Source organism: Aeromicrobium sp. WCS2018Hpa-31 (genome assembly GCF_031843905.1).
GTDB lineage: Bacteria > Actinomycetota > Actinomycetes > Propionibacteriales > Nocardioidaceae > Aeromicrobium.
The window spans coordinates 245,639-271,063 of the sequence record NZ_JAVTJF010000004.1; the positions used below are offsets into that span (position 1 = coordinate 245,639).

Sequence of the window (25,425 nt, forward strand, 5' to 3'; positions counted from 1 at the left end):
AAGATTCTGCGTTCGTGCGCGGAAGCTCGAACCATGCTGCGTTCGCGACGGGATCCCGTCGCGACTGCAGAATCCTTCGGAGGCTCACTCTCGAAGGCAGAATCGTGCGTGAGTCCGGCACCACCCTCGCCGCGGCCACTCGGCCGAGACCGGCCTAGCGCAGACCGGGCTCGCGCTGCAGGGCCAGCTGAAGCAGGCGGTCGACCAGGTCGGCGTACGAGACCCCGCTGGCCTCCCACAGCACGGGGAACATCGACGTGGAGGTGAAGCCCGGCATGGTGTTGATCTCGTTGACCACGAGACCGTCCGGGGCCGTGCCGGTGAGGAAGAAGTCGACGCGGGCGAGCCCCTCGCAGCCCAGCGCCTCGAAGGCCTGGATCGCGTAGGCGCGGATCCGCTCGGACAGCACGTCGGAGATGTCGGCGGGCACGAGGTTGGCGCTCGAGCCGTCGAGGTACTTGGCCTCGAAGTCGTAGAAGTCGTGGGTCGCGTCGTCGTTGCGGACCTCGCCCACCACGCTCGCCTCGGCCGTGCCGTCGAGACGCTGGACCACGCCGACCTCGAGCTCGCGCTTGTCGATCGCGGCCGCCTCCACGATCACCTTCGGGTCGTGCTCACGGGCCGCCTCCACCGCGGCCACGAGCTGCGAGGGGTCGTCGACCTTCGTCACCCCCGAGCTGGAGCCGGCGCGTGCGGGCTTCACGAACACGGGGAGCCGCAGCGCCCGCACCCGGTCCAGCACCTTCTCGCGCTCGAGCTCCCACTGGCGCGGGGTGATCGTCACGTAGGCGATCTGCGGCAGCCCGGCGGCCGAGAACACGGTCTTGGTGAACGGCTTGTCCATGCCGACGGAGCTCGCGAGCACCCCTGCGCCGACGTACCGGACGCCCGCCATCTCGAGGAGACCCTGGATCGTGCCGTCCTCGCCCCACGGGCCGTGCAGCAGCGGCAGCACCACGTCGACGTCACGCAGCTCCTCCCACGCGAACGGCGCCCCGTCGGGATCGACGTGCGGCAGACCACCGTCGGGGACGACGCCCCCGAGGTCGTCGCGCACCCATCGTCCATCGGGGGTGATCCCCACGGTGGTCACGTCGTACCGACCCCGGTCGATCACGGACACCACGTTGCGGGCGGTGAGGCACGAGACCCCGTGCTCGCTGGACCGACCGCCGAACACGACGGCGACCCTGGGTCGAGCGGTCGAGTCCCCCGTCGGAGTCACTGCCGGTGCGCTGGAGTTCATCGCACGACAGCCTAGCCCGGACACCCCGCTCCCGAGCGTGCGCCACGTCACCGACGGAAGGGGGTCCCCGGGCCCTGGGCCGATGCGGACCGGCCGGGCACAATGGTGGCCATGCACGGACCCGACCTCTCCTCCTCGACGATCGCCGTCGGAGCCGGTCGACCCGCTCGCACCCCGGGGGCACCACTCAACGCACCGATCACGCTCGCGAGCGCGCTCGTGCCCGGCGGGGACTCCGAGTACGGGCGGCACGGCAACCCGGCCTGGACCGCGTTCGAGGAGGTGCTGGGCGCCCTCGAGGGCGGACGCGCCCTGGCGTTCGCCTCCGGCCAGGCCGCCACGACCGCGGTGTTCGACCTCGTGCCCGCGCGGGCGGCCGTCGTCGCACCCGCGGCGGCCTACTCCGGCACCCTCGTGCAGCTGCGCGAGCGTGCCCGGCGCGGACTCATCGACCTGCGCCTCGTCGACGTCACCGACACCCAGGCCGTGATCGACGCCGCCGACGACGCCGCCCTCGTGTGGCTGGAGTCGCCCACCAACCCGCTGCTGGAGGTGGCCGACATCGAGCGCATCGCGAGCGAGGCCGCGCGGTCCGGCACGGCCGTGGCCGTCGACAACACCTTCGCGACGCCGCTCCGCCAGAAGCCGCTCGAGCTCGGGGCCGACTTCGTCGTGCACTCGGCCTCCAAGCTGATCTCGGGCCACAGCGACGTGATCCTGGGCGCGGTCGTCACCGGGAGCGACCGCGCGCACCGGGCCATCGAGGCACGGCGCGCGAACCTCGGCGCCATCCCCGGCGCACTCGAGTGCTGGCTCGCCACCCGTGGCATCCGCACCCTGCACGTGCGCCTGGACCGTGCCGAGGCCAACGCCCGCGAGATCGCCAGCCGGCTGCAGACGTCGCGGGTCGTCACCGGCGTCCGCTACCCCGGCTGGGGCACGATCGTCTCCTTCGAGGTCCTGGGCGGTCCCGAGACGGCGCAGAAGGTCACCGAGCTGTCCGACGTCATCACCTACGCCACGAGCCTCGGCGGCGTGGAGTCCACGTGGGAGCGGCGACGGCGCCACGAGCAGGAGCCGACCGGCGTGCCGGAGAACCTCGTGCGGTTGTCCGTGGGCATCGAGGACGTCGAGGACATCTGGTACGACGTGGAACGCTCCCTCGCGTCGATCTGACGCCTCGGGGCGACGTCCGCGTCAGCGCACCTCGGGCTTGGCCTCGCGCGAGATGAGGGCCTTGACCAGGTTCTCCGGGTCCATCTCGCCGGCGATGAGCGCGGCGACGTGGGCGACGATCGGCATGTCGACGTCGTGCGCGGCGGCGAGCTCGGCGACCGACTGGCAGGACTTGACGCCCTCGGCGACCTGACGCGTCTGCGCGGTGACCTCCTCGACGCTGAGCCCCTGGCCCAGCTTCTCGCCGAAGCTGCGGTTGCGCGACAACGGGGACGAGCAGGTCGCGACCAGGTCGCCCATGCCGGCGAGCCCGGAGAAGGTGAGCGGGTCGGCACCGATCGCGATGCCCAGGCGGGCGGTCTCGGCCAGCCCGCGCGTGATCACCGACGCCTTGGTGTTGTCGCCGAACCCGAGTCCCACGCACACCCCCACCGCCAACCCGATGATGTTCTTCGTGGTGCCGCCCAGCTCGCAGCCGATGACGTCGGTGTTGGTGTACGGCCGGAAGGCGGCGGTGTGGCAGAGCTGCTGGAGGCGCTCGGCCACGGCCTGGTCGGCGCAGGCCACGACGCTGGCCGCCGGCTCGCGGCGGGCGATCTCCTTGGCGAGGTTGGGCCCGGTGACCACGGCGATGCGCTCGGGGCCCGCACCGGTGAGCTCGGCGATGACCTCGCTCATCCGCAGGTGGGTCCCGAGCTCGACACCCTTCATGAGGCTCACCAGGACGGCGTCGTCACCGATCGCGGCGCCCCAGTCCCCGAGGTTGGCACGCAGCTGCTGCGACGGGACCGCCAGCACGACCACCTCCGCGCCGTCGAGCGCCTCCCGGGGGTCGTTCGTGGCCCGGATGGCCTCGGGCAGCTCGATCCCCGGCAGGTAGTCGGCGTTCTCGTGGGTGGCGTTGATCGCGTCGCAGAGCTCGGCTCGGCGTCCCCACAGCCGCACCTCGTTGCCGGCGTCGGCCAGCACCAGGGCGAACGCGGTGCCCCACGATCCTGCTCCCATCACGGCAGTCCTGACCATCACGGCTCCTTCGGGGTGTCGGCACCGCCGGGATCGGCGGGTGCGGGGTCATGCGGTGCGGGGTCATGCGGTGCGGGGGCGGGGCCGCCCTCGAGGGGCGCCCGGAAGTCGCTGCGCGGCCGGGCCAGCGTGTGCACGTCGATGCGGGGCCCGGTCGGCAGCTCACCGCGGATCTCGCCGACCATCGCCGTGAGCGCGTCCATGAGTCGACCCGTGGCGGTGCGCAGGACCTCCTCGGTGAGCGGTCGGTCCCTCAGGTCGGACAGGTCGATCGGGTCGCCGATCACGACGTGGATGGTCTTGCGTGGGAGGAACTTCGGGACCTTGGTGTAGGGCCACAGGATCTTCTGGGCCCCCCACTGGGCCATGGGCACGAGGGGTCGACCGGTGGCCAGGGCCACGCGCACGGCCCCGGTCCGTCCGCTCATGGGCCAGAGCTCGGGGTCGCGGGTGATCGTGCCCTCGGGGTAGATGGTGACGACCTTGCCCGACTCGACGGCGGCCACGGCCGAGCGCAGCGACTCGGCGGCGCCCTCGGTGCTGCGGTGGACCGGGATCTGCTCCGCGCCGTGCAGGATCGCGCCCAGCCCCTTCACCGAGAACAACGTGTCCTTCGCCAGGAACCGAGGCGCGACCTGGTGGTCGACCATGAAGTGGCTGATGAGGATCGGGTCGAGGTGCGACAGGTGGTTCGGGGCGAGCACGTAGCCACCGTCCGTCGGCAGCTTCTCGACGCCGCGCCAGTCCCGCTTCGTCGCCACCATGAGGAACGGACGGAGGATCCGGACGATCCACCGCGTGGCTCTCGGGAGCACGAGGCGATCCGCAGGGCGATCCATGGGGGCGAGCCTATGACGAGAGAGGCTCGTTCGACGTCGCGGTCCCCGCGGTGGGGACCGTGTCGGCGCCCGGGGTGACGAGAAGCCCTTCGGCTCGTTGGTCGTGCATGGCCCTCCTCCCCGCGAATCCCGCCGCCGTGCTCAACCGTGCCGACGCGGCGCTGAAGAACGTGGACGGGGTGCTCGGCCGTGTCGACGGCACGCTCGGCAGCGTCGACACGACCCTCAGCACGGTCGACGTCACGCTGGCCGAGACCCGGCAGGCTCTCGGCGAGGTCAAGGACCTCCTCGCGGAGCTGCAGTCCGAGCTGGAGCTGCTGCACCAGGTGCCGCTCATCGCCGAGCAGGTCGCCCAGATCCACGCAGCGGTCACGAAGCAGGCCTAGGGACCGGTCGACCGCGTGGCGCACCACCGCGCGAGACGGCGGTGCCGATGGGCGAACAGCGCCTCGACGAGCCGGCGGACCACGGGGGCCGCGAGCGCGAGCCGCGGCTCGACCGTGAGTCGGTCGTGCACGTGCGTGCCTCCGTCGGGGCCGGGCGTGAGCGTGCGCTCGTGCTCCCACCGCCGCGCGCTGAGCATCCGCGAGACCTCGTGGAACCGACGGCCGTGGTCGAGCTCGACCACGGTGAGGTCGTCGTACTCGACCGGAAGCACCCCGAACAGACGGATCCACGCCTTCCCCAGCGGAACACCCACCGGGAGCGAGTGCACGTCGAGGCCCGTCGCGCCACGAGGCAACGCCATCGAGAGCCACGGGCGCAGCTCGTGGTCGATGCCCTCGACCGAGGCCACGCGAGCCCACACCACCTCCTGTGGCGCGGGCACGACGGAGGCGACCTCCACGACGACCCTGGTCATCGCGGTCCGCTCACGACGCCGACGTCCACGCCCGGATGCCGCTCGCGATCCTGTCCTCGGTCCCGCGCTCCGAGGAGCTGGCGACCCACGTGCCCGCGCGCCGGTCGATGCGCAGGACCACCGAGGCCTGACGCCCCTCCGGGTCCTCGACGCCGATCGACATGCTGAGAGACGTCTCGGGGCCCTTCCAGCGGGACAGCACCCGGGCCACGTCCTGCACGAGCGCGTCCAGCTCGTCGATGCCGGGCCGCTCCGCACGGACGGAGACGAAGGCGTCGGTGTCGGAGGGCGGCTTCAGGTAGTCGTACTTCTCGCCGTGCGCCTGCACGCCGACCGCACCGGCGCCGTCGACCTCGCCGAGGTCGGCCACGAGGTCGAGCAGGTCGAGGCTGCCGACCGTCGACAGGTCGATCTCCTGCTCCTCCGGATCGCCCGAACCGGTACCGGACAGCACGGTGTCGGGCTCGACCGTCACGGGCACGCGTGCGTAGGCGTCGGGATGTGCGCGGCGGGCGCGCTCGAGGGCCGCGCGCACCTCGTCGAGCGGGCCCAGGGCACGAACCCGGAGTGTGTTGGCCTGGACCGAGGCGCTCACGGCGGGCTCGTCCTCGAGGCTGCTGAGCAGGGCGCGGCGGTCGGCCTCCGTGCCGGTGTCGCCGCCGTCGGGATCCTGCGTCGGGTCGGGACGGGCGGCGAGCACGTTGTCGGCCACCACGACGGCCACCGCGAGTCCGTCTCCACCCCGCGCGTCCTCGAGGAGGGACTCCAGCGCGGTCGCGTCGGAGGCGGACCGGACCCCGAGGAGCACCCCCGTCCCCTCCTGCCCTTCCTGCTCCTCGACCTCGGGCCGGGACCCGATGCTCACCCCGGTGAGACGGGACGCCCCGAACTCCTCGGCCACCGCGACCGTGAACGCGACGGCACGCTCGGGGTACTCCTCGGAGACCACGAGCCGGCTGGCCCCGGACCGGTTCTCCGGCCGGGTCGTGAGGACCATCTCCGGGCTCGGGAGCGTCGCGACGCCGTCCCACAGGTCACGGCCCGTCGGCCACCGCAGATCGGGCGACTCCTGCACCGACGCGGTGAGCGTGCTGCGGTCGGCGGCACGCGTCAGGCCCCACGACGAGACACCGGCGAGCTCGAAGCTGGCCACGGCGAGGCGCGCCGTGGCCGCGTCCGCGGATCGTTCGCTGTCCTCGTCGAGCGACACGGAGACCCGGGGGTCGGAGTCACGCGGCTCGGACGACGCAGCGTCGTCGGTCTCACCCTCGACGACCTCCACGGTGGTGGCGCCGGTGTCGCGAGCCTCGCCGAACACCGTGGTGAGCTGCGCCGCGCGGATGGTCGGGCGGACCTCCACGCGGACGCTGCAGCGGCCCAGCTCGCAGCTTGAGCTCGCTCGCTCGACGCCGGCGAGCTCCTCGAGCGCGGCCACGTCGTCGTCGTCGACGCCACAGCCCGTCAGCACCGCCGCGGCCACGAGACCTGCCAGGACCCTCGCGGCAGCACGTCTGGTCCTGCTCCGGACCACCCCCGTCGTCATGGACGGAGAGTAGCGCCCCGGTACCGCTCGGGGCGTGCCGTCAGAGCGTGGCGGGCTTGAACGCGGGGCGCCGGCTCTCGTAGGTGGCGATGTCGTCGTCGTGCGAGAGCGTGATCGCGATGTCGTCGAGACCCTCCAGCAGGCGCCAGCGCGTGTAGTCGTCGATCGTGAACGAGTCCTCGATGGCGTCGGGACCCTCACCGGCACGCACCGTGCGCGACTCGAGGTCGACCGTGACGGTCGCGCCCGGGTTCGCGTCGAGGTGGTCCCACAGGCGCTGCACGACCTTGTCGTCCACCTGGGCGGCCAGCAGCCCCGCCTTGCCGGAGTTGCCACGGAAGATGTCACCGAACCGTGAGCTGACGACCGCCTTGAAGCCGTAGTTCTGCAGGGCCCAGACGGCGTGCTCGCGCGACGAGCCGGTGCCGAAGTCCGGACCGGCCACCAGCACGGTCGCGTCGCGGAAGGCGTCGCGGTTCAGGACGAACTCGGGGTCGTTGCGCCAGGCCGCGAACAGTCCGTCCTCGAAGCCGGTGCGCGTGACGCGCTTGAGGTAGACGGCAGGGATGATCTGGTCGGTGTCGACGTTGCTGCGCCGCAGCGGGGCGCCGACGCCGGTGTGCGAGGTGAACTTCTCCATCGTGATCAGGCTCCTGCGGTCGCGGGGACGGGCTCGAGGTCGGCCGGGCTGGCCAGGTGGCCCAGCACGGCCGTGGCCACGGCGACGTCGGGCGAGACGAGGTGGGTGCGGCCGCCCTTGCCCTGGCGTCCCTCGAAGTTGCGGTTGGACGTGGAGGCGCTGCGCTCCCCCGGGGTCAGCTGGTCCGGGTTCATGCCGAGGCACATGGAGCATCCCGCTCCGCGCCACTCCGCGCCGGCGTCGGTGAAGATCCGGTCGAGACCCTCCTCCTGGGCCTGCAGCCGAACCCGCACCGAGCCGGGCACGACGAGCATGCGCGTGCCCTCGGCCACCGTGCGGCCCTCGATGAGCTCGGCGGCGCGGCGCAGGTCGGAGATCCGGCCGTTCGTGCACGAGCCGACGAACACGGTGTCGACGCTGATGTCACGCAGCGGCGTGCCGGCCTCCAGACCCATGTAGGCGAGGGCGTTCGCGGCTGCCTCGCGCTCGGTCGGCTCCTCGAAGCTCTCCGGATCCGGCACCGTGCCCGAGAGCGGTGCGCCCTGGCCGGGGTTCGTCCCCCAGGTGACGAAGGGCGTGATCTCGGACGCGTCGATCCGGATCACCTTGTCGAAGTGGGCGTCGTCGTCGGTGGTGAGGCTCGTCCAGTACGCCACGGCCTCGTCCCACGCCTCGCCCTGCGGAGCGTGCGGACGGCCCTGGATGTACTCGAAGGTGGTCTCGTCCGGAGCGATGAGCCCGGCCTTCGCTCCCCACTCGATGCTCATGTTGCAGATCGTCATGCGCTCCTCCATGGAGAGCGCACGGATCGCCTCGCCGCGGTACTCGACGATGTAGCCCTGGCCGCCACCGGTCGTCTCCTGGGTGATGAGCGCGAGGATCAGGTCCTTGGCGGTCGACCCGGGAGGCAGCGTGCCGTCGACGTCGACGGCCATCATCTTCGGCTTGGCCTGCGACAGCGACTGGGTGGCGAGCACGTGCTCGACCTCGCTCGTGCCGATGCCGAAGGCGATCGACCCGAAGGCGCCGTGGGTGGAGGTGTGGGAGTCACCGCACACGATCGTCATGCCCGGCTGGGTGAGGCCCAGCTGCGGTCCGACCACGTGGACGATGCCCTGGTCGATGTCACCCATCGGGTGCAGGCGGACGCCGAACTCCTCGGCGTTGCGACGCAGCGTCTCGACCTGGGTGCGGGAGACGGGGTCGGCGATCGGCTTGTCGAGGTCCGTCGTCGGGATGTTGTGGTCCTCGGTGGCAAGGGTCAGGTCGGGCCGGCGGACGGGGCGGCCGGACAGCCGCAGGCCGTCGAACGCCTGCGGGCTCGTGACCTCGTGGATGAGGTGGAGGTCGATGTAGAGCAGGTCGGGCTCGCCCCCGTTGTCTGTGGAGCCCGTGCGGACGACGTGGTCGTCCCAGATCTTCTCCGCGAGCGTCCTGCCCATCGCGATCATCTCTCCTCTGCGTCGTCGTCAGTGCAGCGTCAGCCTAGCACTTGCGTCTCACCATACGATACGGCAGTATCAAGGCATGGACAACGCCAGTGGAGTGGGTGTGCTCGACAAGGCCGCTCTCGTGCTCTCGGCCCTCGAGCCCGGACCCGCCACCCTCGCCGGGCTGGTCGCCGCGACCGGCCTCGCACGGCCGACGGCCCACCGGCTCGCCGTGGCGCTCGAGCACCACCGTCTCGTCTCCCGCGACATGCAGGGTCGCTTCGTGCTCGGACCGCGGCTCGGCGAGCTCGCCGCCGCGGCCGGCGAGGACCGCCTGCTGGCCGCTGCGGGACCGGTGCTCGCGCGTCTGCGCGACATCACCGGCGAGTCGGCGCAGCTGTACCGCCGCCAGGGCGACTTCCGGGTGTGCGTGGCGGCGGCGGACCGTCCGACCGGTCTGCGCGACTCCATCCCCGTGGGAGGCCAGCTCACCATGGCCGCCGGGTCCGCTGCCCAGATCCTGCTGGCGTGGGAGGACCCCGAGCGCATGAACAAGGGGCTGCTCAAGGCCACCTTCTCGGCCGCCGAGCTGTCCGCCGTGCGTCGCCGCGGATGGGCGCAGAGCGTCGGCGAGCGCGAGCCGGGCGTCGGATCGGTCTCCGCCCCCGTCCGCTCCCCCTCCGGCAAGGTGGTCGCCGCCGTGTCGGTCTCCGGCCCCCTGGAACGCCTGACCCGGCAGCCGGGGCGCATGCACGCGCCTGCCGTGGCCGCCGCCGCGGAACGGCTCAGCCAGAGCCTGCGCCGCGCCGGCTGACCTCCGTCTACGCGCGCAGGGCCTCGAGCAACGCGCCCTTCGTCATCCGGGACGCACCGGGGACCTGCTTCTCGCGGGCCGCCGCGCGCAGCCGCACCACGGTCCAGGACTCATCGGGGACGGGCGACTCCTCGACGGGAAGGTCCCCGCGCTCCGCAGGCGGAGCGTGGTCGACCGGGGCGTCACGGGTGGCGCGACGGAGCCTGGCCTCGAGCTTGGCCACCTTGGATCGCTCCTGCCGAGCCTCGGCCTTCCACTGCGCCGCCTTGCCCTTGGCCTTCTCGAGCTTGCGCTCGAGCTGATCCACCGAGCCACGCAGCTTCTCGACCTGCCACTGCGCCTTGGCCAGCTCCTTCTCGCTGCTCGGGCCGCCCTTCTTCGAGGACTTCTTCACGCCGCCGCCGGACGCCTTCTCGGACTTCTTCACCTTGGCCATCTCGCTCCTCGCATGGTCGGACTCGGCCGAATCATGGCAGACGGAGGTGACGCGGAGGTGAACCTGCGCGGGCCCGGGGTCCAGCTCACAGCGTGGGCGCCGTGGCGGTCGCCACCGTGACGCCGGAGGCGTCCGCGACGCGCAGGCCCGCGACGTCCTCGCGCAGCACGGCGGCGTTCATGCGGCAGTGGACCTCCACCGCCGAGCCCAGGAAGGCGCCCGCCTCCACGTCGCGCCCCTGCTCGTCCACGACGTAGACGACGTAGACCTCACCGGGCCGGGTGCCGGCGACGTCGAGCACGGCCTCCGTGCCCCACGTGTGGGCGACGAACGCCGCATCGACGCGCCCGGGCAGCGGGCTGTCGTCGCTGACCGAGGGAGCGAGCCGCTCGACGGCGCCGAGCGTGCCGGGCGGGCCCTCGACGGTGCCGTCGCCCAGGACGGCCTGGACGCCGAGCGTGGTCGCCGAGCCGGCCGCTACGAGCGCCACGGCGGCGGCGACCAGCCCCAGCCGACGACGACTCGACCGCGGACGGGGCGCAGGGGCTACGGCCGCTGCTCCGGTGGCCCCGATCCGGCCGATGGCAGCGTCGAGCGCGGTCGAGGGCGGCACGTCGCTCCACGCACCGCCCGCGAGGGCCCACTCGTCGAGCGTCCCCACGGCGCTGCGCAGCGCGTCGAGCTCGGCGCGCAGCTCGGGACGTTCGGCGACCAACGCCTCCAGCTCGGCGGCCTCGGCCTCGTCGAGGTCGCCCGTGGCAGCGGCCGCGAGCAGCTGGTCGATGCGCTCCTGGGGCGTGGTCATGAGGCTCCCTCCTCGTCGAGCAGCGCGCGCAGGGCGCGCAGGCCGTGGAACATCCGTGTGCGCAGCGTCGCGACCGGCACCCCGTCGCGCTCGGACAGCTGATCGTAGGTGAGACCCTCCAGGCGCACCGCCACGATCACGCGGCGCTGGTCCGCGGAGATCTGCGCCAGCGCCCACACCAGGCCGACGTGGTCGTCCACCTGGTCGCTCTCCGGCGGTCGGACCTCACGCGGCTCCCTGACGTCCGGCACCAGCGTCATCGGGCGGCGCCCACGGCGCCGCATTGCGTCGATGACGACGTTGCGAGCGATCGCGAACAGCCACGTCCTCGACGACGCCCGGGCGGGGTCGAAGCGCTCGCGTGCCTGCCAGGCGCGGGTGAAGGTCTCCTGCACGCACTCCTCGGCGAGGCCCCGGTCGCCCACGGCGTTCACGGCGAAGCCCAGGAGGTCACGGCCGTGCTCGGCGTACGCGGAGCGCACGTCGAAGCCCCCAGCCGTCATCCGGACCGCCTTTCTCGCGAGGTTGCTCCACGGTAGGCCCGTCGGCGTGCCGGGGCACGGCAACACGGTCACGGAGGCGGTCATGCAGAGGTGTACGCCGCGTCGGCCGCGAACGTTCTCCACGAAGATCCCTCGCCTTCCTCGTGAACGCACCGGCGCTCCGCGGCGTATCCCGTCACGACCGGCGTCGCCGGACGCCACACGACGAAGGGACGACCATGACCCGATCGACTCGATGGACCGCAACGGCCGGCCTCGCCGCCGCACTGCCTCTGGCACTCGGCGGTCTCGCCTCGACCGCGACAGCCGACACCACGGAGCAGGTCGAGCGCCCGGAGACCTTCACCAGCGCGTTCGTCGCCGAGGCGACCGGTGACCAGGTCGTCGGGCCGGACGGCACGGTCGGCGTGGGCCAGGAGGACGGCTCCGGCACGTTCATCTTCCTGATCAACTCCGACGAGGAGATCATCTGCTGGGACATCACCACCGAGGGCGTCGACCCGCCGTACCAGAGCGCCGCCCGCACCGCCACGCACATCCACCAGACGCCGGCCGGCCAGAACGGGCCCCCGCGCCTGTCGTTCCCGAACCCCGGCCCGGAGGACTCCGACATCCGCAACAGCAGCGGCTGCTCCGAAGGACCGTTCACGACCGGCCTGAGCGCGGACGGCCAGGACACCGGCACGGGCTTCACCCTCGACCAGATCGAGGCGAACCCCGCCGGCTTCTCGGCCGACACCCACACGGCCGCCAACGTCCCCGGCGCCGTGCGCGGTCAGCTGGCCTTCAGCCAGGAGCTCCTGGACGAGGCCAACGGTGCCGGCGGTCCGCAGAGCGGCGGGACCGATGACGAGGACGCCGGTGAGGAGAACGCCGACGACGAGGATCGCGTGGTCCCGCGCAACGGGGTCGACACCGGGGAGGGCGGGACCGCCGGCTCCACCCCGGCTGCTCCCTACGTCGCCTTGACGCTCGTCGGACTCGCTGCTGCGGGCGCCGTCGCCGTACGTCGTCGTCAGGGTGCCTGAGATTCGCCGACTCGCCGGCCTGGTCCTGCTCGTCACGCTCCTCGCAGGGTGTGGCGGGCAGGACCGGGCCCCTGCCCCGCGACCGGCTGAGACGGCCACGACGGCCGCGCCGTCGAGCCAGGCCCCGCGGGCCGCTGCAGCCCCGATCCGCGTGACGATCCCGCCCTTGGGTCTGGACGAGTCGCTCATCGGCCTGGGCATCGATGCGGGGAGCGGCGAGCTCGAGGTACCCGAGGATCCGGCCCGCGTCGGCTGGTTCACGGGCGGCGGCAAGCCGGGCGAGACCTACCCCACCGTCATCGTGGGCCACAAGGACTCCCGCACCGGGCCGGCCGTGTTCGCGCGGCTGACCGAGCTGGAGGTCGGCGAGCGGCTGAGCGTCCTCGACGCTCGCGGACAGCGCCGCACCTACGAGGTCACCGAGGTGCGCGACGTGCCGCAGGACAGCCGCTTTCCCACCGAGGACGTCTACGGCAGGGCCGCGGGGTCCCAGCTCCGCCTCATCACCTGCACGGGACCCTACGACCGCGGGATCGGTCGGTACACCGAGAACCGGGTCGTCTTCGCCTCCGAGGTCTGAGTCCTCAGAAGAGGCCAGGACGCTCCAGCTCGAGCAGGACCCTCTTGCGCTCCACTCCCCCGGCGTAGCCGGTGAGGGAGCCGTCCGAACCCACCACCCGGTGGCACGGGACGACGATCGGCAGCGGGTTGGCGCCGTTGGCGGCGCCGACGGCCCTCGAGATCACGGGCTCGTAGCCGAGACGTCGGGCGATCTCGCCGTAGCTGGCCGTCTCCCCGAACGGGATCCGGCGCAGCTCGCCCCACACCTTGCGCTGGAACTCGGTGCCGTCGTTCGCGAGCGGCAGGTCGAAGCTACGGCGGTCGCCCGTGAAGTACTCCTGCAGCTGCTGCTGGGCGTCGTCCAGCAGCGGGTCCGGGGCGGGACGGCCCTGCGGCTCGGCCCCGAACTCGATCGCGGTCAGGAGCCCCGCGGAGCTGTGGAGGCGCAGTCCGCCGATCGGTGAGTCCATCCAACGGGTGCTCATGCTCTCGATCCTCTCGTCGTGGTCAAGGCCTGCCGTGCCAGGTGCTCGGTCCAGAGGTGCATCCCGGCGTACGAACGCCAGGGCGCCCATCGCCTGACGTCGGCGTCGGTGGTCCCTCGGGCGTCGAGGATCCGCCGGAGCACCAGGTCCGTCTCGAGGAGCACGTCCGGATCGCCCAGCCCGCGCATGCGCACGTAGCCCACGGTCCACGGGCCGATGCCGGGCACGGCGAGCAGCGCGCGGCTGACGGCCTCGCGGTCGACGCCGCCGTCCAGCACGAGGTCACCGACGTCGACCGCACGGGCCAGGGCGACGACGGTGCGCCCACGGGACCGGGGCATCGGCAGGGTCTCGGGATCGACCGCGGCCAGCGCCGAGGCGGTCGGGAACGCGTGGGTGAGTCCGAGCTCCTGGGCGAGGGGCAGCTCGACCGGCTCCCCGGAGGCCGCGACGAGCCGACCGATGACGGTCCGCGCGCCGCTCACCGACACCTGCTGCCCGACGACCGTGCGCACGGCCGTCTCGAACGCGTCGACGGTGCCGGGCACACGCAGTCCCGGCCGCTCCTCCACCAGGACGCCGAGGTCACCGGCCCCAACGTCCCTGGCCCCACCCGCCTCGCCGCCCAGCGCTCGATCGATCGCGATCGGGTCGGCGTCGAGGTCGAGCAGGTGCCTCAGCCGGGCGACGGCCGCCGTGAGGTCCCGCGGGTCCTGCAGCTGCACCCGGCACGCCACGTGGTCGTCGTGCAGGACGAGCTCGGCGACGGCAGTGCCGTGCGGCAACGAGAGCACCCGGGCGAACCTGCGTCCCTCACCGACCTCGAGCCCGGGCACGGCGTGGTCGGCGAGGAAGCCCCCGAGCGCGTCGGCGTCGAAGGGGCGCCGGAGCGCGAGCCGGAGTCGGAGGCACTCCCCCGCCGTCGAGCCGCCGGCGCCGCGTCGGCGCATCTCGCGGGGCGAGCGGTCGTACGCGCGCCGGAAGGCGTCGTTGAACTGGCGGACCGACGCGAAGCCCGCCGCGAAGGCGACGTCGGACATGGGCATGTCGGTCGTCTCCACCAGCAGCCGCGCGGTGCGAACGCGCTGCGACTGGGCCAGCGCAAGAGGTCCCACACCGAGCTCCTGGGTGATCATGCGGTTCAGGTGCCGTTCGCTGTAGCCCAGCCGCTGCGCCAGCCCCGGCACGCCCTCGCGCTCGACGACGCCGTCGCGCACCAGCCGGACCGCACGCCCCACGGCGTCGGCCCGGACGTCCCACTCCGGCGACCCGGGCGAGCTGTCCGGACGGCACCGTCGGCACGCGCGGAAGCCGGCCGCCTCTGCCGCCGCGGCCGTGCGGTGGAACTCCACGTTCCGGGCGAGCGGGGTGGTCGCCGGGCACGAGGGACGGCAGTAGATGCGCGTGGTGCGCACCGCGGTGAAGAACATCCCGTCGAAGCGCTCGTCGCGCGAGCTCACCGCGCGGTAGCGCTCGTCGAAGTCCTCCATGCCGACCATCGTGCCCCGTGGGGGCAAGCACGTCTGGCGGGAATCGGACACGCCGTGCCGTGCCCTTCCGCCGCTGGGTCAGCGTCCGCCGCGCTTCTTGCGCCGCACCATCACCGACTTGCCGTCGGCGCGCTTGACCTCGAACAGGTCGATCGCCTCGATGAGCCCGCTGAACTTCGCGTAGCCGTAGTTGCCGGGCTGGATCGAGGACTGGTTGCGGATCTGGTCGCTCACCTTCGAGAGCTGGGCCCAGCCGTCGTCGTCGGCCGCCTCGTCGACGGCCGTGCGGAGCATGCGCACGAGCTGTCGGTCGCTGCGCAGCTTGGCGCCGTCCACCCGCTGGGAGGCGCGCTGGGAGGAAGGACGTGCCCGGCCGTTGGAGGCGGCCGGGGCGTCGTCGGGGGCCTCGTCCGCGTCGTCCTCGGTGTCGTCCTCGGTGTCGTCGTCCTCGCGCAGCGTCTCCAGCTTGTAGAAGGTCGAGCACGCGTTCTGGAACGCCTTGGGCGCCTTCTCCCCGCCGAAGCCGAGGACCTCGGCGCCGGACTGTCGCAGGCGCATGACGAGCGGCGTGAAGTCGGCGTCGCTCGAGACGATGGCGAAGCCGTCGGCCACGCCCGCGTGCAGGAGGTCCATGGCGTCGATGACCATGGCGATGTCGGAGGCGTTCTTGCCCTTCGTGTAGGCGAACTGCTGCACCGGGGCGATCGCGAACTCCTGCAGCCGGCCCTCCCAGCCCTTGAGGTGGGAGTTCTTCCAGTCGCCGTAGGCGCGGCGCACGTGCGCGTTCCCGGACTTCGCGACCTGCGAGAGGATCGCGCCGATCTTGGAGGCAGGAGCGTTGTCGGCGTCGATGAGCACGGCGATGCGAGCAGGAGGCATGGGTCCACCCTAGGGGCGCCGGCTCACGCCTCCCGCCACTCCCCTCGCCGCTCCCTGGCTGCCGAGGTCTCGGCCTGCTGCTGCGTCGCTCGGCTGGGCCTTCCCGCGCTGCTGCGTCGGTGTGGCTGCGTCCTCACCTGATGCTGCGTCGCTGCGACCCCGAGTCGGGACGGTCTCCGAAAGGGCCTCGACCGGAGCGGGATCCTCGTCCTGATGGGGTCTGCGGTGCCCGGTCGGGTTCGCACTCACTGCTGCGTCGCTGTGGCTGCGAGTCGACCTGCTCCCCGAAAGGGCCTCGACCGGAGCGGTGGGTCCGGGCTCGGGTGGGTCTGCGGGGCGCGGCCACGATTCTCCATCTGCGCGGGATCCACCCACGATTCGCCTTTCTCGTGGACCGTTCCTCGCGAAGGAAGCATCGTGGCGACGAATTGGCGCCCTGGAGGGCAGGGATTCTCCCTTCGCGTGGACCGTCCCGCGCGAAGGGAGAATCCCTGCCCACCCGCCGCACGAGTCGCCCCCTGCGGACGCAAGATTCTGCCTTCGCGTGCACAAACCCGAACGATGCTGCGTTCACGACGGGATCCCGTAGCAAACGCAGCATCCTTCGATCCATCACGCACGAACGCAGAATCCTGCGTCACCCCCAGCCGCACTCCGAAAGATCACCCGAGCCCGGACCCCGCCGCCGGTCGAGGCCCTTTCGGAGGGCGGGTCGACTCGCGGCCACAGCGACGCGGCCGCAGGTCAAAGCCCAGCCGGAGGAGCGCAGCCGCAGCTCGAAGCCCCGCCAGCCCCAAAGCAGCCGCAGCACGCCACCGAGCCGAGCAACGCACCACGATGCGGTCGCAGGAACGCACGAGACCCCCCGACCAGGGGTCGAGGGGTCTGCGGTGGTGCGTGGTAGCCCCGACGGGATTCGAACCCGCGCTACCGCCTTGAGAGGGCGACGTGCTAGGCCGCTACACAACGGGGCCCCGGCCCCGAAGAGCCGTGTGAAAGAGACTGGTCGTGCCTGCGGCACGTACAGCACCCTTTCGTACCCCGTACCGGATTCGAACCGGCGATCTCCGCCTTGAGAGGGCGGCGTCATAACCGCTAGACCAACGGGGCGCGGACCGGATCACAGACCCGGTCTTCGCTGGGGTACTAGGACTCGAACCTAGAACGACGGTACCAGAAACCGCTGTGTTGCCAATTACACCATACCCCATGGGGGTATCGAGCACCGTCCTTGCGAACGGCGTCCGAACCAGGGAGAAACCTTACCCGACGCCGATGCGCTCCCCCAAACCGGGTGCGGCCCCCGCCTCGACGTCCGGGTCGGGTCAGAGCGCCGCGCGCAGACGCTCCAGCGTGCGTGTCCGACCCAGCAGCTCGATCGACTCGAACAGGGGCGGCGAGATGCGGCTGCCGGTCACGGCCACCCGCACCGGACCGAAGGCCAGTCGCGGCTTGAGCCCCAGGTCGTCGACCAGCGCAGCGCGCAGCGCGCCCTCGATCGTGGGCGTCGACCACTCGACGGTCGAGCCGATGGCCTCCAGCGCCGTGAGGGCGGCCTGCACCACCTCCAGGCCCTTCTCGTCGAGCTGCTTCGCACGGTCGTCGGGGTCGATCGTGAAGTCCGCCTCGTCGACGAACAGAAACCGCAGCATGGAGACGGCCTCGGTGAGCAGCCCCATCCGCTCGTGGACGAGGGGCACCGCGGCGGCCAGCATGGCGCTCTGCGCCTCCGTGGGCGGATCCTGCACGAGGCCCTCGGCCGCGAACCGCGGCACGAGCCGGGCGCGGAGGTCCTCGTCGGAGAGCAGCCGCACGTGGTCGCCGTTGATCGCCTCGCACTTCTTGAGGTCGAAGCGGGCCGGGTTGGGGTTGACCCGGGAGATCTCGAAGGCCTCGACCATCTCCTCGAGCGTGAACACGTCGCGCTCGACGCCGTCGACCGCCGGGAGCGACCAGCCCAGCAGGGCGAGGTAGTTGAGCAGCCCCTCGGGCAGGAAGCCCTGCTCCCGGTAGCCGAGGAGGTTGGACTCGGGGTCGCGCTTCGACAGCTTCTTGTTGCCCTGGCCCGTGACGTAGGGCAGGTGGCCGAAGCGCGGGACCATGCCGTGACCGAGGCCGATCTGCGCGAACGCCTCGTACATCGCGATCTGGCGGGGCGTAGAGCTGAGGATGTCCTCGCCGCGCAGCACGTGGGTGATGCCCATGAGCGCGTCGTCGGTGGGGTTCGTCAGCGTGTACAGGGGCTGACCGTTGGCGCGCACGATGACGAAGTCCTGCACGTTCTCGGCGCCGAACGTGATCGGTCCGCGGACCAGGTCGTCGAAGGTCCAGTCCTTCTGCGGCATCTTGAACCGGATGACCGGCTGCCGGCCCTCGGCCTCGTAGGCGGCCCGCTGCTCGGGCGTGAGGTCACGGTGCAGTCCGTCGTAGCCGCTGGGCCGACCGGCGGCCCGCGCCGCGTCACGACGCTGCTCCAGCTCCTCGGCGGTGTCGTAGGCCTTGTACGCCAGTCCCGCGTCGAGAAGGCGCTGCGCGACGTCGGCGTACACCTCCATCCGCTGGCTCTGGCGGTACGGCCCGTTCGGGCCGCCCACCTCGACGCCCTCGTCCCAGTCGAGTCCGAGCCACCGCATCACGTCGATCAGCAGGTCGTAGGACTCCTCGCTGTCGCGGCTCGCGTCGGTGTCCTCGATGCGGAACACGAAGCGGCCACCGCGGTGGCGTGCGTACGCCCAGCTGAACAGCGCCGTGCGCGCCATGCCGACGTGCGGGTTGCCGGTCGGCGAGGGGCAGAAGCGGGCGACCACCGGCACGTCGTCGCCCACGGTAGGGACGGAAGCGGTGCTGGTCGTCTCGGGGCTGACGTCAGTCATGGGAGACCACCTGGTTGGTGAGGGTGCCGATGCCCTCGACGGTGACGCTCACCGAGTCGCCGACCTGCATCGGTCCGACGCCGTCGGGGGTGCCGGTGAGGATGACGTCGCCGGGCAGCAGCGTCATGAACGAGGAGACGTAGGCGACGATGTCGGCGACGGAGAACACCATGTCGCTGGTGCGGCCGTCCTGCTTGACCTCGCCGCCGAGCTCGGTGGTGACGCGGAGGTCGGCGGGATCGAGGTTGGTCTCGATCCACGGGCCGAGCGGGCAGAAGCTGTCGAAGCCCTTGGCGCGGGCCCACTGGCCGTCCGTGCGCTGCAGGTCTCGTGCGGTCACGTCGTTGGCCACCGTGTAGCCGAAGATCACCTTGTCGACGTCCTCGGCGGGCACGTCCTTGCAGATGCGCCCGATCACCACGGCCAGCTCGCCCTCGAAGTGCACGTCCGAGCTCTGCGCCGGGTAGACGATCGGGTCACCGGGACCGACCACGCTGGTGTTGGGCTTGAGGAAGACGAGCGGCGTCTCGGGCACGTCGTTGCCGAGCTCGGCCGCGTGCGCGGCGTAGTTCCTGCCGATGCCCACCACCTTGCTGCGGGGGATCACCGGCGCCAGCAGGCGCACGTCGTCGATCGCGACCTTCTGGCCCGTGAGCTCGTACCCCGCGTACAGCGGGTCACCCTTCAGCACCGCGATCGTGGGGGTGCCGTCCTCGTCACCGACCACTCCGAAACGGGGATCGTCGTCCCCGGCGAACCTGGCTACACGCATGCCTCGACCCTACCGAGCCGGGGCAGGCGCTACTCGACCGGACGGACCGAGTCGATGACGATCGGCTCGGCCGGCGGTCCGTCGGGGGCGCCACCCTCGGCGCCGACCGAGGCGACGTCCTCGAGCGCGGCCAGGCCGTCCGCCGAGATCGTGCCGAAGACCGTGTAGTCCGGCGGGAAGTCCGAGTCGGCGAAGTTCAGGAAGAACTGCGAGCCGTTCGTGTCGGGCCCGGCGTTGGCCATCGCGACGCTGCCCGCCGGGTAGGCCTCCTCCCCCGTCAGCTCGTCGGCGAAGGAGTATCCCGGCCCACCGGTCCCGGTGCCGGTCGGGTCGCCGCACTGGATGATGCCGTAGGGAACGGCCGCCGGGTCGCTGACGCGGCTGCAGGGGGCGTCGTCGAAGTAGCCCTGCTCGGCGAGCGACGTGAACGACGTCGTGGCGCACACCGGCTCGGGGAGCAGCTCGACCGGCACGTCCTGCCCGTTGATGGTGATGACGACCGAGCCCGCCGGCTCCGCGTCGTCGGCCGGCGGGTCGACCTGCTTGGCCGCACCACCGGTCTCGACCCACGAGCACCCCTCGTCGGAGGCGGCGCCCGAGGAGTCCGAGTCGTCGCCACAGGCGGCGAGACCCAGCAGCGGGACGACAGCGAGCAGGACGGCGGTTCGACGCAGGCGCATGCAGGGATCGTAGAGAACCCTCACAGCCGGGCGTGGACCGCCCGGAACCGCTCCACGACCGGGGAGTCCGGATCGGGTCCCACCTCCACGCGCACCTCGACCAGGCCGGGCGCGAGGTCGGACGGCACCGGCGCGTCGCCGATGACGACGAGGAGACCGGCCTCGGCCACGCACGGCACGACCGCTGCCGACGACGCGACGTCGGCCACGACCAGGGCGAACCGGTCGTGCCAGACCTCCGGGACCTCGGCCGCGGAGATCGGCACCACGTGCACCCGCGGCGGCGTGGAGTCGTCGGGCGTGACGGTGTCGAGCACGAACACCTCGTAGCCCAGCGTCGCGAGATGGATGGCCTCGGCCACCGCGTCGTCGGCGGCCACCAGGGCCGCGAGCCCGTCGCCGGCCACGCCGGCCGTGGTGGTCCAGTCCGTGAGCAGGCGCCGAGGTGGTGCCTTGGGTCCGCGCACGGGTGCGCCCCCGCCCGTGCTCGTGCCGCCCGTGTCCATGCCGCCCATGTCCATGCCGCCCGGCTCCATGTCGCCCGTGCTCATGCCGACCCGAACCGACGCTGGCGACCTGCGTACTCCTCGACCGCGGCCCACAGCGCCAGCCGATCGACGTCGGGCCAGGCGATGTCGGAGAACACCAGCTCGGCGTAGGCCGACTGCCATGGCAGGAAGTTGCTCGTGCGCTGCTCGCCCGACGTGCGCCAGAACAGGTCGACGTCGGGCAGGTCGGGCTCGTCGAGGTAGCGCGCGAAGGTGCGCTCGGTGACGCGGTCGGGGTCGACCTTGCCCGCCTTGACGTCGCGGGCGAGTGCCGCGGCGGCGTCCGCGATCTCGGCCCGGCCGCCGTAGTTGACGCACATGGTGAGGCTCAGGACGTCGTTGTGCCGGGTGAGGCGCTCGGCCGTCTCGAGCTCGTTGATGACGCTGCGCCACAGCCGGCGAGGACGACCCGCCCAACGGACCCGCACCCCCAGGGCGTGCATCTCGTCGCGGCGACGGTGCACCACGTCGCGGTTGAACCCCATGAGGAAGCGGACCTCCTCGGGCGAGCGCTTCCAGTTCTCGGTGGAGAAGGCGTAGACGCTCACGGCCTCGATCCCGACCTCGATGGCGCCCTTGACGACGTCGAGCAGGGCGAACTCGCCGCGCTTGTGACCCTCCGTGCGCGGCAGGCCGCGTTCCTTGGCCCACCGCCCGTTGCCGTCCATGACCACCGCGACGTGGCGCGGCACCTGGTGCGGCTCGAGCTGGGGCGGGCGGGCACCCGACGGGTGCGGTTCCGGCGCGCGCGGCTCGGGGCGGCCGCGGGCAGGACGGGCGGGTGCGGGGCTCATGACTCCTGGCCGGGTTCGGGGTGGCTCAACGGTCGACGTGGCCCATGGAGCGCAGACCGCGCTCCAGGTGCCACGACAGGTACGCGTTGACGATACCGGCGGCCTCGCGGCGGGTGCGGTCGTCGGCCTCGGCGACCACCGGCCAGTCACCCGCGAGCAGCGCGGCCAGGAGCGTGACGGCGAAGGGCGAGGGTGCCGACGACCCGGGCAGGCGGCAGCCGTCGCACAGCATGCCGCCGGAGGGGACGTGCAGGTTGCGGTGCGGTCCCTCGAGCCCGCACCGGGCGCAGCCGGAGAAGCTGGGGGCGTAGCCGGCCACGGCGAGCGCCCTCAGCTGGTAGGAGTCGAGCAGCGTGCTCGGCGGCTGGCGCCGCGTCGAGAGAGCGGCCAGCGCGCCGACGAGCAGCTGGTACTGCTGCACGGCCGGCTCACCGTCGTGCGTGACGAGCCGCTCGGCGGTCTCGAGGATCGCCGTGCCCGCCGTGTAGGCCGGGTAGTCGAGACCGAGGTCGCGGGCGTAGGCACCGAGCGTCTCGACCTGCACGATCGTGTCGAGGGTGCGCCCCTCCGCGAGCTGGAGGTCGACGTGCATGAACGGCTCGAGCCGGCCGCCGAACCGCGACGACGTCTTGCGCACCCCCCGGGCGGCCGCGCGGACGAGGCCACGCTGACGGGTGAGCAGCGTGATGATGCGATCGGCCTCGCCCAGCTTGTGGGTGCGCAGCACCACACCCTGGTCTCGATAGAGGCTCACTGCACCATCATGCCTGGCCGGGCCGACGGTTCGGGGCCGGCGAGGCCGTCAGTCCAGGCAGAACTCGTTGTCCTCGGGGTCGGCCATGGTGATGAACCCGGCCTCCGTGCCCCCGTCGGGCTCGACGCGGTAGAGCTCGCGGGCGCCGAGACCCCGCAGCCGGTCGGACTCGGCCTGCAGCGCGGCCATCCGCTCCTCGCCCTCCAGACCCGGCGCCACCCTGACGTCCAGGTGCACGCGGTTCTTGACCAGCTTGCCCTCAGGGACCCGCTGGAAGAAGACCCGCGGCCCGATGCCGGCGGGGTCGACCACCGCGGACCGGGAGTCGCGCTCGGACTCCGGCACGCCGAACGCGTCGAGGGCCTGCTCCCACGACGCGAAGGGCGGCGGTGGGGGCTGCACCTGGTAGCCGAGCACCTCGGCCCAGAAGACGGCGAGGGCACCGGGCCCGTCGCAGTCGATGGTGATCTGCACGTCCTTGCTCATGGGTCCAGACTGCCCCCACCCACCGACAGGGTCCGACGACGCTGCCAGGATGCCGACGTGGAGGTCCTGGGCGTCGACGGCTGCCGCGGCGGCTGGATCGGGGTGCGCTGGAGCGAGGGCGACCTCGTGCTGGTCCTCGTCGCGCCCACGATCGGCGAGCTGGTCGACGCGGCGGGACCGGTCGACGTCGTGGGCATCGACATCCCGCTCGCGCTGCCCGAGACGCAGGGGCGCGCAGCCGAGCGGGAGGCACGGCGACGTCTGCCGGGCCGGGCGTCCACGGTGTTCAACTCCCCGGCCGCCTCCGCCGTCGACGCCACGGAGTACGCCGAGGCGAACCGGCTGAACCGCGAGGCCACGGGCCTGGGCCTGAGCCGCCAGTCGTTCGGCCTCTTCCCCGCCATCCGCGACGTGCGCGACTGGCTGGCCACCGATCCCGACGTCCCCGTGCACGAGGTGCACCCGGAGTCGAGCTTCGCCGAGCTGGCGGGCGAGCCGCTGGTGGAGCGCAAGAAGCTCGCCGAGGGGGCGGCCCGACGTCGCGCGCTCCTGCGCTCCGAGGGCATCGAGCTCCCCACGAGCCCGCCACGCGGAGCCGCCCTCGACGACCTGCTCGACGCCGGCGCCGCCGCGTGGACGGCACGCCGCATCGCCCGCGGCACGGCGCTGCGCCTCTCCGAGGACCCCGCCGACGGCGCCCCCATCTGGGTCTGAACCCGCCCCGCTCCGCGTTTCGAAGGGTTCTCGACGTTCCACGACGCCCGGATCATCGCAAATCCTTCACGACGCGAGGAGTGATCGGGACGGGGACGTCGACGCTGTGCTCGATCCGTGCGAAGGTGTCTGCGAGCACGCAGCAGGTGAATGTCTCGGGAGGGCATCGTGGACGACGACACCCAGGTGATTCCGCAGCCGGAGCCGCAGGGCGGGCAGAAGCAACCACCACGGACGTGGGTCGTCGTGGCCATCACCCTCGGCGCCGTGCTGGTGATCGGAGGCGCCGTGGCCGCGGGATTCGCGTTCGGGCGCTCGTCCGACGGTGACACCGCCACGGCACCGTCCGCGGCCGGCGGGTCCGCCCCCTCGAGCGAGGCGCCGGCCGACCAGGACGCAGCGGCAGGCGGCCTCGACGAGTGCCTCGTCGGCACGTGGCGCACCACCGAGCACACCGAGACGGTGGACACCGAGCAGGGGAAGTTCACCATCTCCGACGTGAAGCGCACGCTCGAGATCACCGAGGACGGCACCGAGACGGTCACCTACGACGGCACGCCCGCCACGCTCGCCCTGGAGGCCGCGGGCGGCGAGGCGATCTTCGAGGGCACCGTCACCTACGACGTGAGCACGAGCGGCGACACCATGAGCTTCGTGCTCGGCGAGGTCGACGGCAGCCTCACCGTGCGCCTGGCCGACGGCAAGGAGAGCGAGCAGGAGCTGCAGCCCGCCAGCGGGCCCGTGCAGTACACGTGCAGCGAGGACTCGTTCACCCAGACCGCGACCGGCTACAAGTCCGTCATGGAGCGCGTCGAGTAGCTGCCCCGCCCTCCCCCCCTCTCGCGCTCGTAGAGCGCGTAGGGGTCGTGCAGCTCGCGGCCCAGCGCCTCCTGCATCCAGGCGGCGTCACGCACCGAGGCGCGTCGACGGGTGTCGGCCGTGCCGTCGGACGTCAGGTTGGAGGCGAAGATGCCGGCGGCGGACTTCGGCAGGAAGTCCTCGTAGACGATCGGCTGGAGCCGGCCCGCGTGGTCGCGCGTGTAGTAGGCCAGACCGGTGCGGTGCAGGTCCTCGTCCGTGGTCGGGAAGGCGCGGAAGCCCCTCCCGTCGTAGAGGTTGCGGCCGGCAGGCGTCAGGGCCACGCCGCGCGCCTCGACCTCGCCGAACCTGACCCGCAGTCGTCCCTCGACCACCGAGCCGTCGGCCTCGCGGAAGCGCCGCGGCTCGTCGAGCGCTCGGAACGACGTCTGCCGCAGCAGCACGTCGACGCCCTGACCCGGCTCCACCCTCGGCGGGCCCTGGATGCGGTCGATCATCTCGACGCCCAGCTCGCCCATGCGCGCGTAGAGCGCGTCGATGTCGAGCACGCGCGGGGTGAGGTGGTTGATGTGCGTGGACGTGACCCCGCCGATGTCGGCCGCGACGCTCGAGATCGACTCGAGGTGCTCGTACCAGGTGCGGTCGACCGGCTCGTCGGACAGCGCGAAGGACGCGGTGGCCAGCTCGAGGAAGCGGTCGGCCTGGTCGTGCGACAGCTCGTGCTCGCTCTCCATGCGGTCGGCGAGGTCGAGCAGCTCGTCGGGGAACAGCGTGCGCGCGTCGAGGAACTCCCGCAGCTGCGCCTCGGTGCGCTCGTCGAAGAAACGCCGGTCGTCGACCACCAGCACCGAGGTGAACACGCGGAACGGGTTCTCGGCGAGCTCGAGGCGCGAGGTGGGACGGAACGCGGTGCTCACGACGGGGATCGGCGGGGTGGCCTCGCGCAGGTCGTAGAACCCCACGGGGTACATGCCGCACGCGCCGAAGACCCGGCCCACCTGGGCGAGCTCGGCGGCCGTGCCCACCCGGATCGCCCCGTGCCGCTCGGCCGTCACGCGCTGGATGGAGCCGAGCCGCTCAGCGTCCTCACCCCGCCGCTCGAGCACCTCGGCGTTCACGTGCTCGCACGCGTCCACGAGCGTGGTGTAGGCCGGCACCTCCGAGCCGTAGAGCTCCGAGAGGGACCGGGCGAACCGCGCTCGCAGCTCGGTGGGACCCACCCCAC

At 72.3% G+C, this 25,425-nt stretch carries 28 protein-coding genes and 3 tRNA genes; 7 read left to right on the top strand and 24 right to left on the bottom strand.

All coding sequences use genetic code 11. From position 1 onward, the window contains the following. Positions 1-154: 154 nt before the first annotated feature. Positions 155-1,246: a D-alanine--D-alanine ligase family protein gene (locus RQG84_RS06885; protein WP_056581019.1), complete on the bottom strand. Its 1,092-nt coding sequence runs from the start codon at positions 1,244-1,246 to the stop codon at positions 155-157. A gap of 111 nt (positions 1,247-1,357) precedes the next feature. Here RQG84_RS06885 and RQG84_RS06890 point away from each other — a divergent pair, with 111 nt between their 5' ends. Continuing rightward, positions 1,358-2,422, top strand: coding sequence for a PLP-dependent transferase (locus tag RQG84_RS06890; RefSeq protein WP_311209408.1), 1,065 nt, complete (start codon positions 1,358-1,360; stop codon positions 2,420-2,422). A 21-nt stretch (positions 2,423-2,443) separates the two neighbouring features. Here RQG84_RS06890 and RQG84_RS06895 read toward each other — a convergent pair whose 3' ends face one another. Together RQG84_RS06895 and RQG84_RS06900 are read right to left on the bottom strand one after the other, a co-directional pair. Next, positions 2,444-3,445, bottom strand: a complete 1,002-nt coding sequence (locus RQG84_RS06895; RefSeq protein ID WP_055965428.1) for an NAD(P)H-dependent glycerol-3-phosphate dehydrogenase — start codon at positions 3,443-3,445, stop codon at positions 2,444-2,446. Next, a complete protein-coding gene (locus tag RQG84_RS06900; protein WP_311209409.1) occupies positions 3,445-4,284 on the bottom strand; it encodes a lysophospholipid acyltransferase family protein in 840 nt (279 codons plus the stop codon). The genes RQG84_RS06895 and RQG84_RS06900 overlap by 1 nt, the downstream gene beginning before the upstream one ends. Before the next feature lie 107 nt (positions 4,285-4,391). Here RQG84_RS06900 and RQG84_RS06905 point away from each other — a divergent pair, with 107 nt between their 5' ends. Then, a complete protein-coding gene (locus tag RQG84_RS06905) occupies positions 4,392-4,670 on the top strand; it encodes a hypothetical protein (protein WP_311209410.1) in 279 nt (92 codons plus the stop codon). Here the strand turns inward: RQG84_RS06905 and RQG84_RS06910 are convergent. From RQG84_RS06910 to leuC, 4 genes are read right to left on the bottom strand one after another with little or no spacing between them, the layout of a single operon-like run. Further along, a complete protein-coding gene (locus tag RQG84_RS06910; RefSeq protein ID WP_311209411.1) occupies positions 4,667-5,146 on the bottom strand; it encodes a hypothetical protein in 480 nt (159 codons plus the stop codon). The genes RQG84_RS06905 and RQG84_RS06910 overlap by 4 nt on opposite strands. Positions 5,147-5,156: 10 nt before the next feature. Next, on the bottom strand, positions 5,157-6,689 hold the full coding sequence (locus RQG84_RS06915) for a hypothetical protein (RefSeq protein WP_311209412.1): 1,533 nt from the start codon (positions 6,687-6,689) through the stop codon (positions 5,157-5,159). A 40-nt stretch (positions 6,690-6,729) separates the two neighbouring features. Continuing rightward, entirely contained in the window at positions 6,730-7,329 is a 600-nt protein-coding gene (leuD, locus tag RQG84_RS06920) for a 3-isopropylmalate dehydratase small subunit (protein ID WP_311209413.1), read from the bottom strand. Between the two features lie 5 nt (positions 7,330-7,334). After that, positions 7,335-8,771, bottom strand: coding sequence for a 3-isopropylmalate dehydratase large subunit (gene leuC / locus RQG84_RS06925; RefSeq protein ID WP_311209414.1), 1,437 nt, complete (start codon positions 8,769-8,771; stop codon positions 7,335-7,337). An 85-nt stretch (positions 8,772-8,856) separates the two neighbouring features. On the opposite strand from leuC, the gene RQG84_RS06930 reads away from it, so the two are divergent. Further along, complete coding sequence (locus RQG84_RS06930) at positions 8,857-9,573, top strand: IclR family transcriptional regulator (protein ID WP_055965411.1); 717 nt, start codon at positions 8,857-8,859, stop codon at positions 9,571-9,573. Positions 9,574-9,580: 7 nt separating this feature from the next. Here RQG84_RS06930 and RQG84_RS06935 read toward each other — a convergent pair whose 3' ends face one another. From RQG84_RS06935 to RQG84_RS06945, 3 genes are all read right to left on the bottom strand, one after another. Then, positions 9,581-10,009 (bottom strand): hypothetical protein, encoded by a 429-nt coding sequence (locus RQG84_RS06935; RefSeq protein WP_311209415.1) that lies wholly within the window; start codon positions 10,007-10,009, stop codon positions 9,581-9,583. 85 nt (positions 10,010-10,094) lie between these two features. Further along, entirely contained in the window at positions 10,095-10,814 is a 720-nt protein-coding gene (locus tag RQG84_RS06940) for a hypothetical protein (protein WP_311209416.1), read from the bottom strand. Beyond that, the gene (locus RQG84_RS06945; protein WP_311209417.1) at positions 10,811-11,317 is read right to left on the bottom strand and encodes a sigma-70 family RNA polymerase sigma factor; all 507 of its coding nucleotides are present in this window, start codon (positions 11,315-11,317) and stop codon (positions 10,811-10,813) included. The genes RQG84_RS06940 and RQG84_RS06945 overlap by 4 nt, the downstream gene beginning before the upstream one ends. A 218-nt stretch (positions 11,318-11,535) precedes the next feature. On the opposite strand from RQG84_RS06945, the gene RQG84_RS06950 reads away from it, so the two are divergent. Beyond that, the gene (locus RQG84_RS06950; protein WP_311209418.1) at positions 11,536-12,345 is read left to right on the top strand and encodes a CHRD domain-containing protein; all 810 of its coding nucleotides are present in this window, start codon (positions 11,536-11,538) and stop codon (positions 12,343-12,345) included. A gap of 166 nt (positions 12,346-12,511) precedes the next feature. Next, positions 12,512-12,925: a class F sortase gene (locus RQG84_RS06955; RefSeq protein ID WP_311209419.1), complete on the top strand. Its 414-nt coding sequence runs from the start codon at positions 12,512-12,514 to the stop codon at positions 12,923-12,925. A 4-nt stretch (positions 12,926-12,929) separates the two neighbouring features. Here the strand turns inward: RQG84_RS06955 and RQG84_RS06960 are convergent, their stop codons facing one another. From RQG84_RS06960 to RQG84_RS07020, 13 genes are all read right to left on the bottom strand, one after another. Further along, entirely contained in the window at positions 12,930-13,391 is a 462-nt protein-coding gene (locus RQG84_RS06960) for a methylated-DNA--[protein]-cysteine S-methyltransferase (protein WP_311209420.1), read from the bottom strand. Next, positions 13,388-14,881, bottom strand: coding sequence for an Ada metal-binding domain-containing protein (locus RQG84_RS06965; protein ID WP_311209421.1), 1,494 nt, complete (start codon positions 14,879-14,881; stop codon positions 13,388-13,390). Before RQG84_RS06965 ends, RQG84_RS06960 begins: the two co-directional genes overlap by 4 nt. Positions 14,882-14,959: 78 nt before the next feature. Continuing rightward, positions 14,960-15,760, bottom strand: coding sequence for an NYN domain-containing protein (locus tag RQG84_RS06970; protein ID WP_311209422.1), 801 nt, complete (start codon positions 15,758-15,760; stop codon positions 14,960-14,962). An 898-nt stretch (positions 15,761-16,658) separates the two neighbouring features. Next, positions 16,659-16,734, bottom strand: a tRNA-Glu gene (locus tag RQG84_RS06975). A 63-nt stretch (positions 16,735-16,797) separates the two neighbouring features. Continuing rightward, positions 16,798-16,870: transfer RNA gene (locus tag RQG84_RS06980), tRNA-Glu, on the bottom strand. Between the two features lie 28 nt (positions 16,871-16,898). Continuing rightward, positions 16,899-16,970: transfer RNA gene (locus RQG84_RS06985), tRNA-Gln, on the bottom strand. 115 nt (positions 16,971-17,085) lie between these two features. Next, positions 17,086-18,633, bottom strand: a complete 1,548-nt coding sequence (gene gltX / locus RQG84_RS06990; protein WP_311209423.1) for a glutamate--tRNA ligase — start codon at positions 18,631-18,633, stop codon at positions 17,086-17,088. Beyond that, positions 18,626-19,405: a fumarylacetoacetate hydrolase family protein gene (locus tag RQG84_RS06995; protein WP_311209424.1), complete on the bottom strand. Its 780-nt coding sequence runs from the start codon at positions 19,403-19,405 to the stop codon at positions 18,626-18,628. Before RQG84_RS06995 ends, gltX begins: the two co-directional genes overlap by 8 nt. A 29-nt stretch (positions 19,406-19,434) precedes the next feature. Beyond that, positions 19,435-20,085 (bottom strand): peptidylprolyl isomerase, encoded by a 651-nt coding sequence (locus RQG84_RS07000; protein WP_311209425.1) that lies wholly within the window; start codon positions 20,083-20,085, stop codon positions 19,435-19,437. A 20-nt stretch (positions 20,086-20,105) separates the two neighbouring features. Further along, positions 20,106-20,636 carry a hypothetical protein gene (locus tag RQG84_RS07005; protein ID WP_311209426.1) on the bottom strand — a complete coding sequence of 177 codons (531 nt, stop codon included), beginning with the start codon at positions 20,634-20,636 and terminating at the stop codon, positions 20,106-20,108. Beyond that, entirely contained in the window at positions 20,633-21,427 is a 795-nt protein-coding gene (locus RQG84_RS07010; RefSeq protein WP_055965372.1) for an isoprenyl transferase, read from the bottom strand. Before RQG84_RS07010 ends, RQG84_RS07005 begins: the two co-directional genes overlap by 4 nt. A gap of 25 nt (positions 21,428-21,452) precedes the next feature. Continuing rightward, positions 21,453-22,181: a DNA repair protein RecO gene (recO, locus tag RQG84_RS07015; RefSeq protein ID WP_055965369.1), complete on the bottom strand. Its 729-nt coding sequence runs from the start codon at positions 22,179-22,181 to the stop codon at positions 21,453-21,455. A gap of 48 nt (positions 22,182-22,229) precedes the next feature. Then, complete coding sequence (locus tag RQG84_RS07020; protein ID WP_311209427.1) at positions 22,230-22,667, bottom strand: VOC family protein; 438 nt, start codon at positions 22,665-22,667, stop codon at positions 22,230-22,232. Positions 22,668-22,724: 57 nt separating this feature from the next. On the opposite strand from RQG84_RS07020, the gene RQG84_RS07025 reads away from it, so the two are divergent. Both RQG84_RS07025 and RQG84_RS07030 read left to right on the top strand, forming a co-directional pair. Beyond that, on the top strand, positions 22,725-23,381 hold the full coding sequence (locus tag RQG84_RS07025; RefSeq protein ID WP_311209428.1) for a DUF429 domain-containing protein: 657 nt from the start codon (positions 22,725-22,727) through the stop codon (positions 23,379-23,381). Positions 23,382-23,549: 168 nt separating this feature from the next. After that, positions 23,550-24,200, top strand: coding sequence for a hypothetical protein (locus tag RQG84_RS07030; protein ID WP_311209429.1), 651 nt, complete (start codon positions 23,550-23,552; stop codon positions 24,198-24,200). Here the strand turns inward: RQG84_RS07030 and RQG84_RS07035 are convergent. Next, positions 24,170-25,420 (bottom strand): VOC family protein, encoded by a 1,251-nt coding sequence (locus RQG84_RS07035; protein ID WP_311209430.1) that lies wholly within the window; start codon positions 25,418-25,420, stop codon positions 24,170-24,172. The two genes, RQG84_RS07030 and RQG84_RS07035, sit on opposite strands and share 31 nt — an antisense overlap. Between the last annotated feature and the right edge of the window lie 5 nt (positions 25,421-25,425).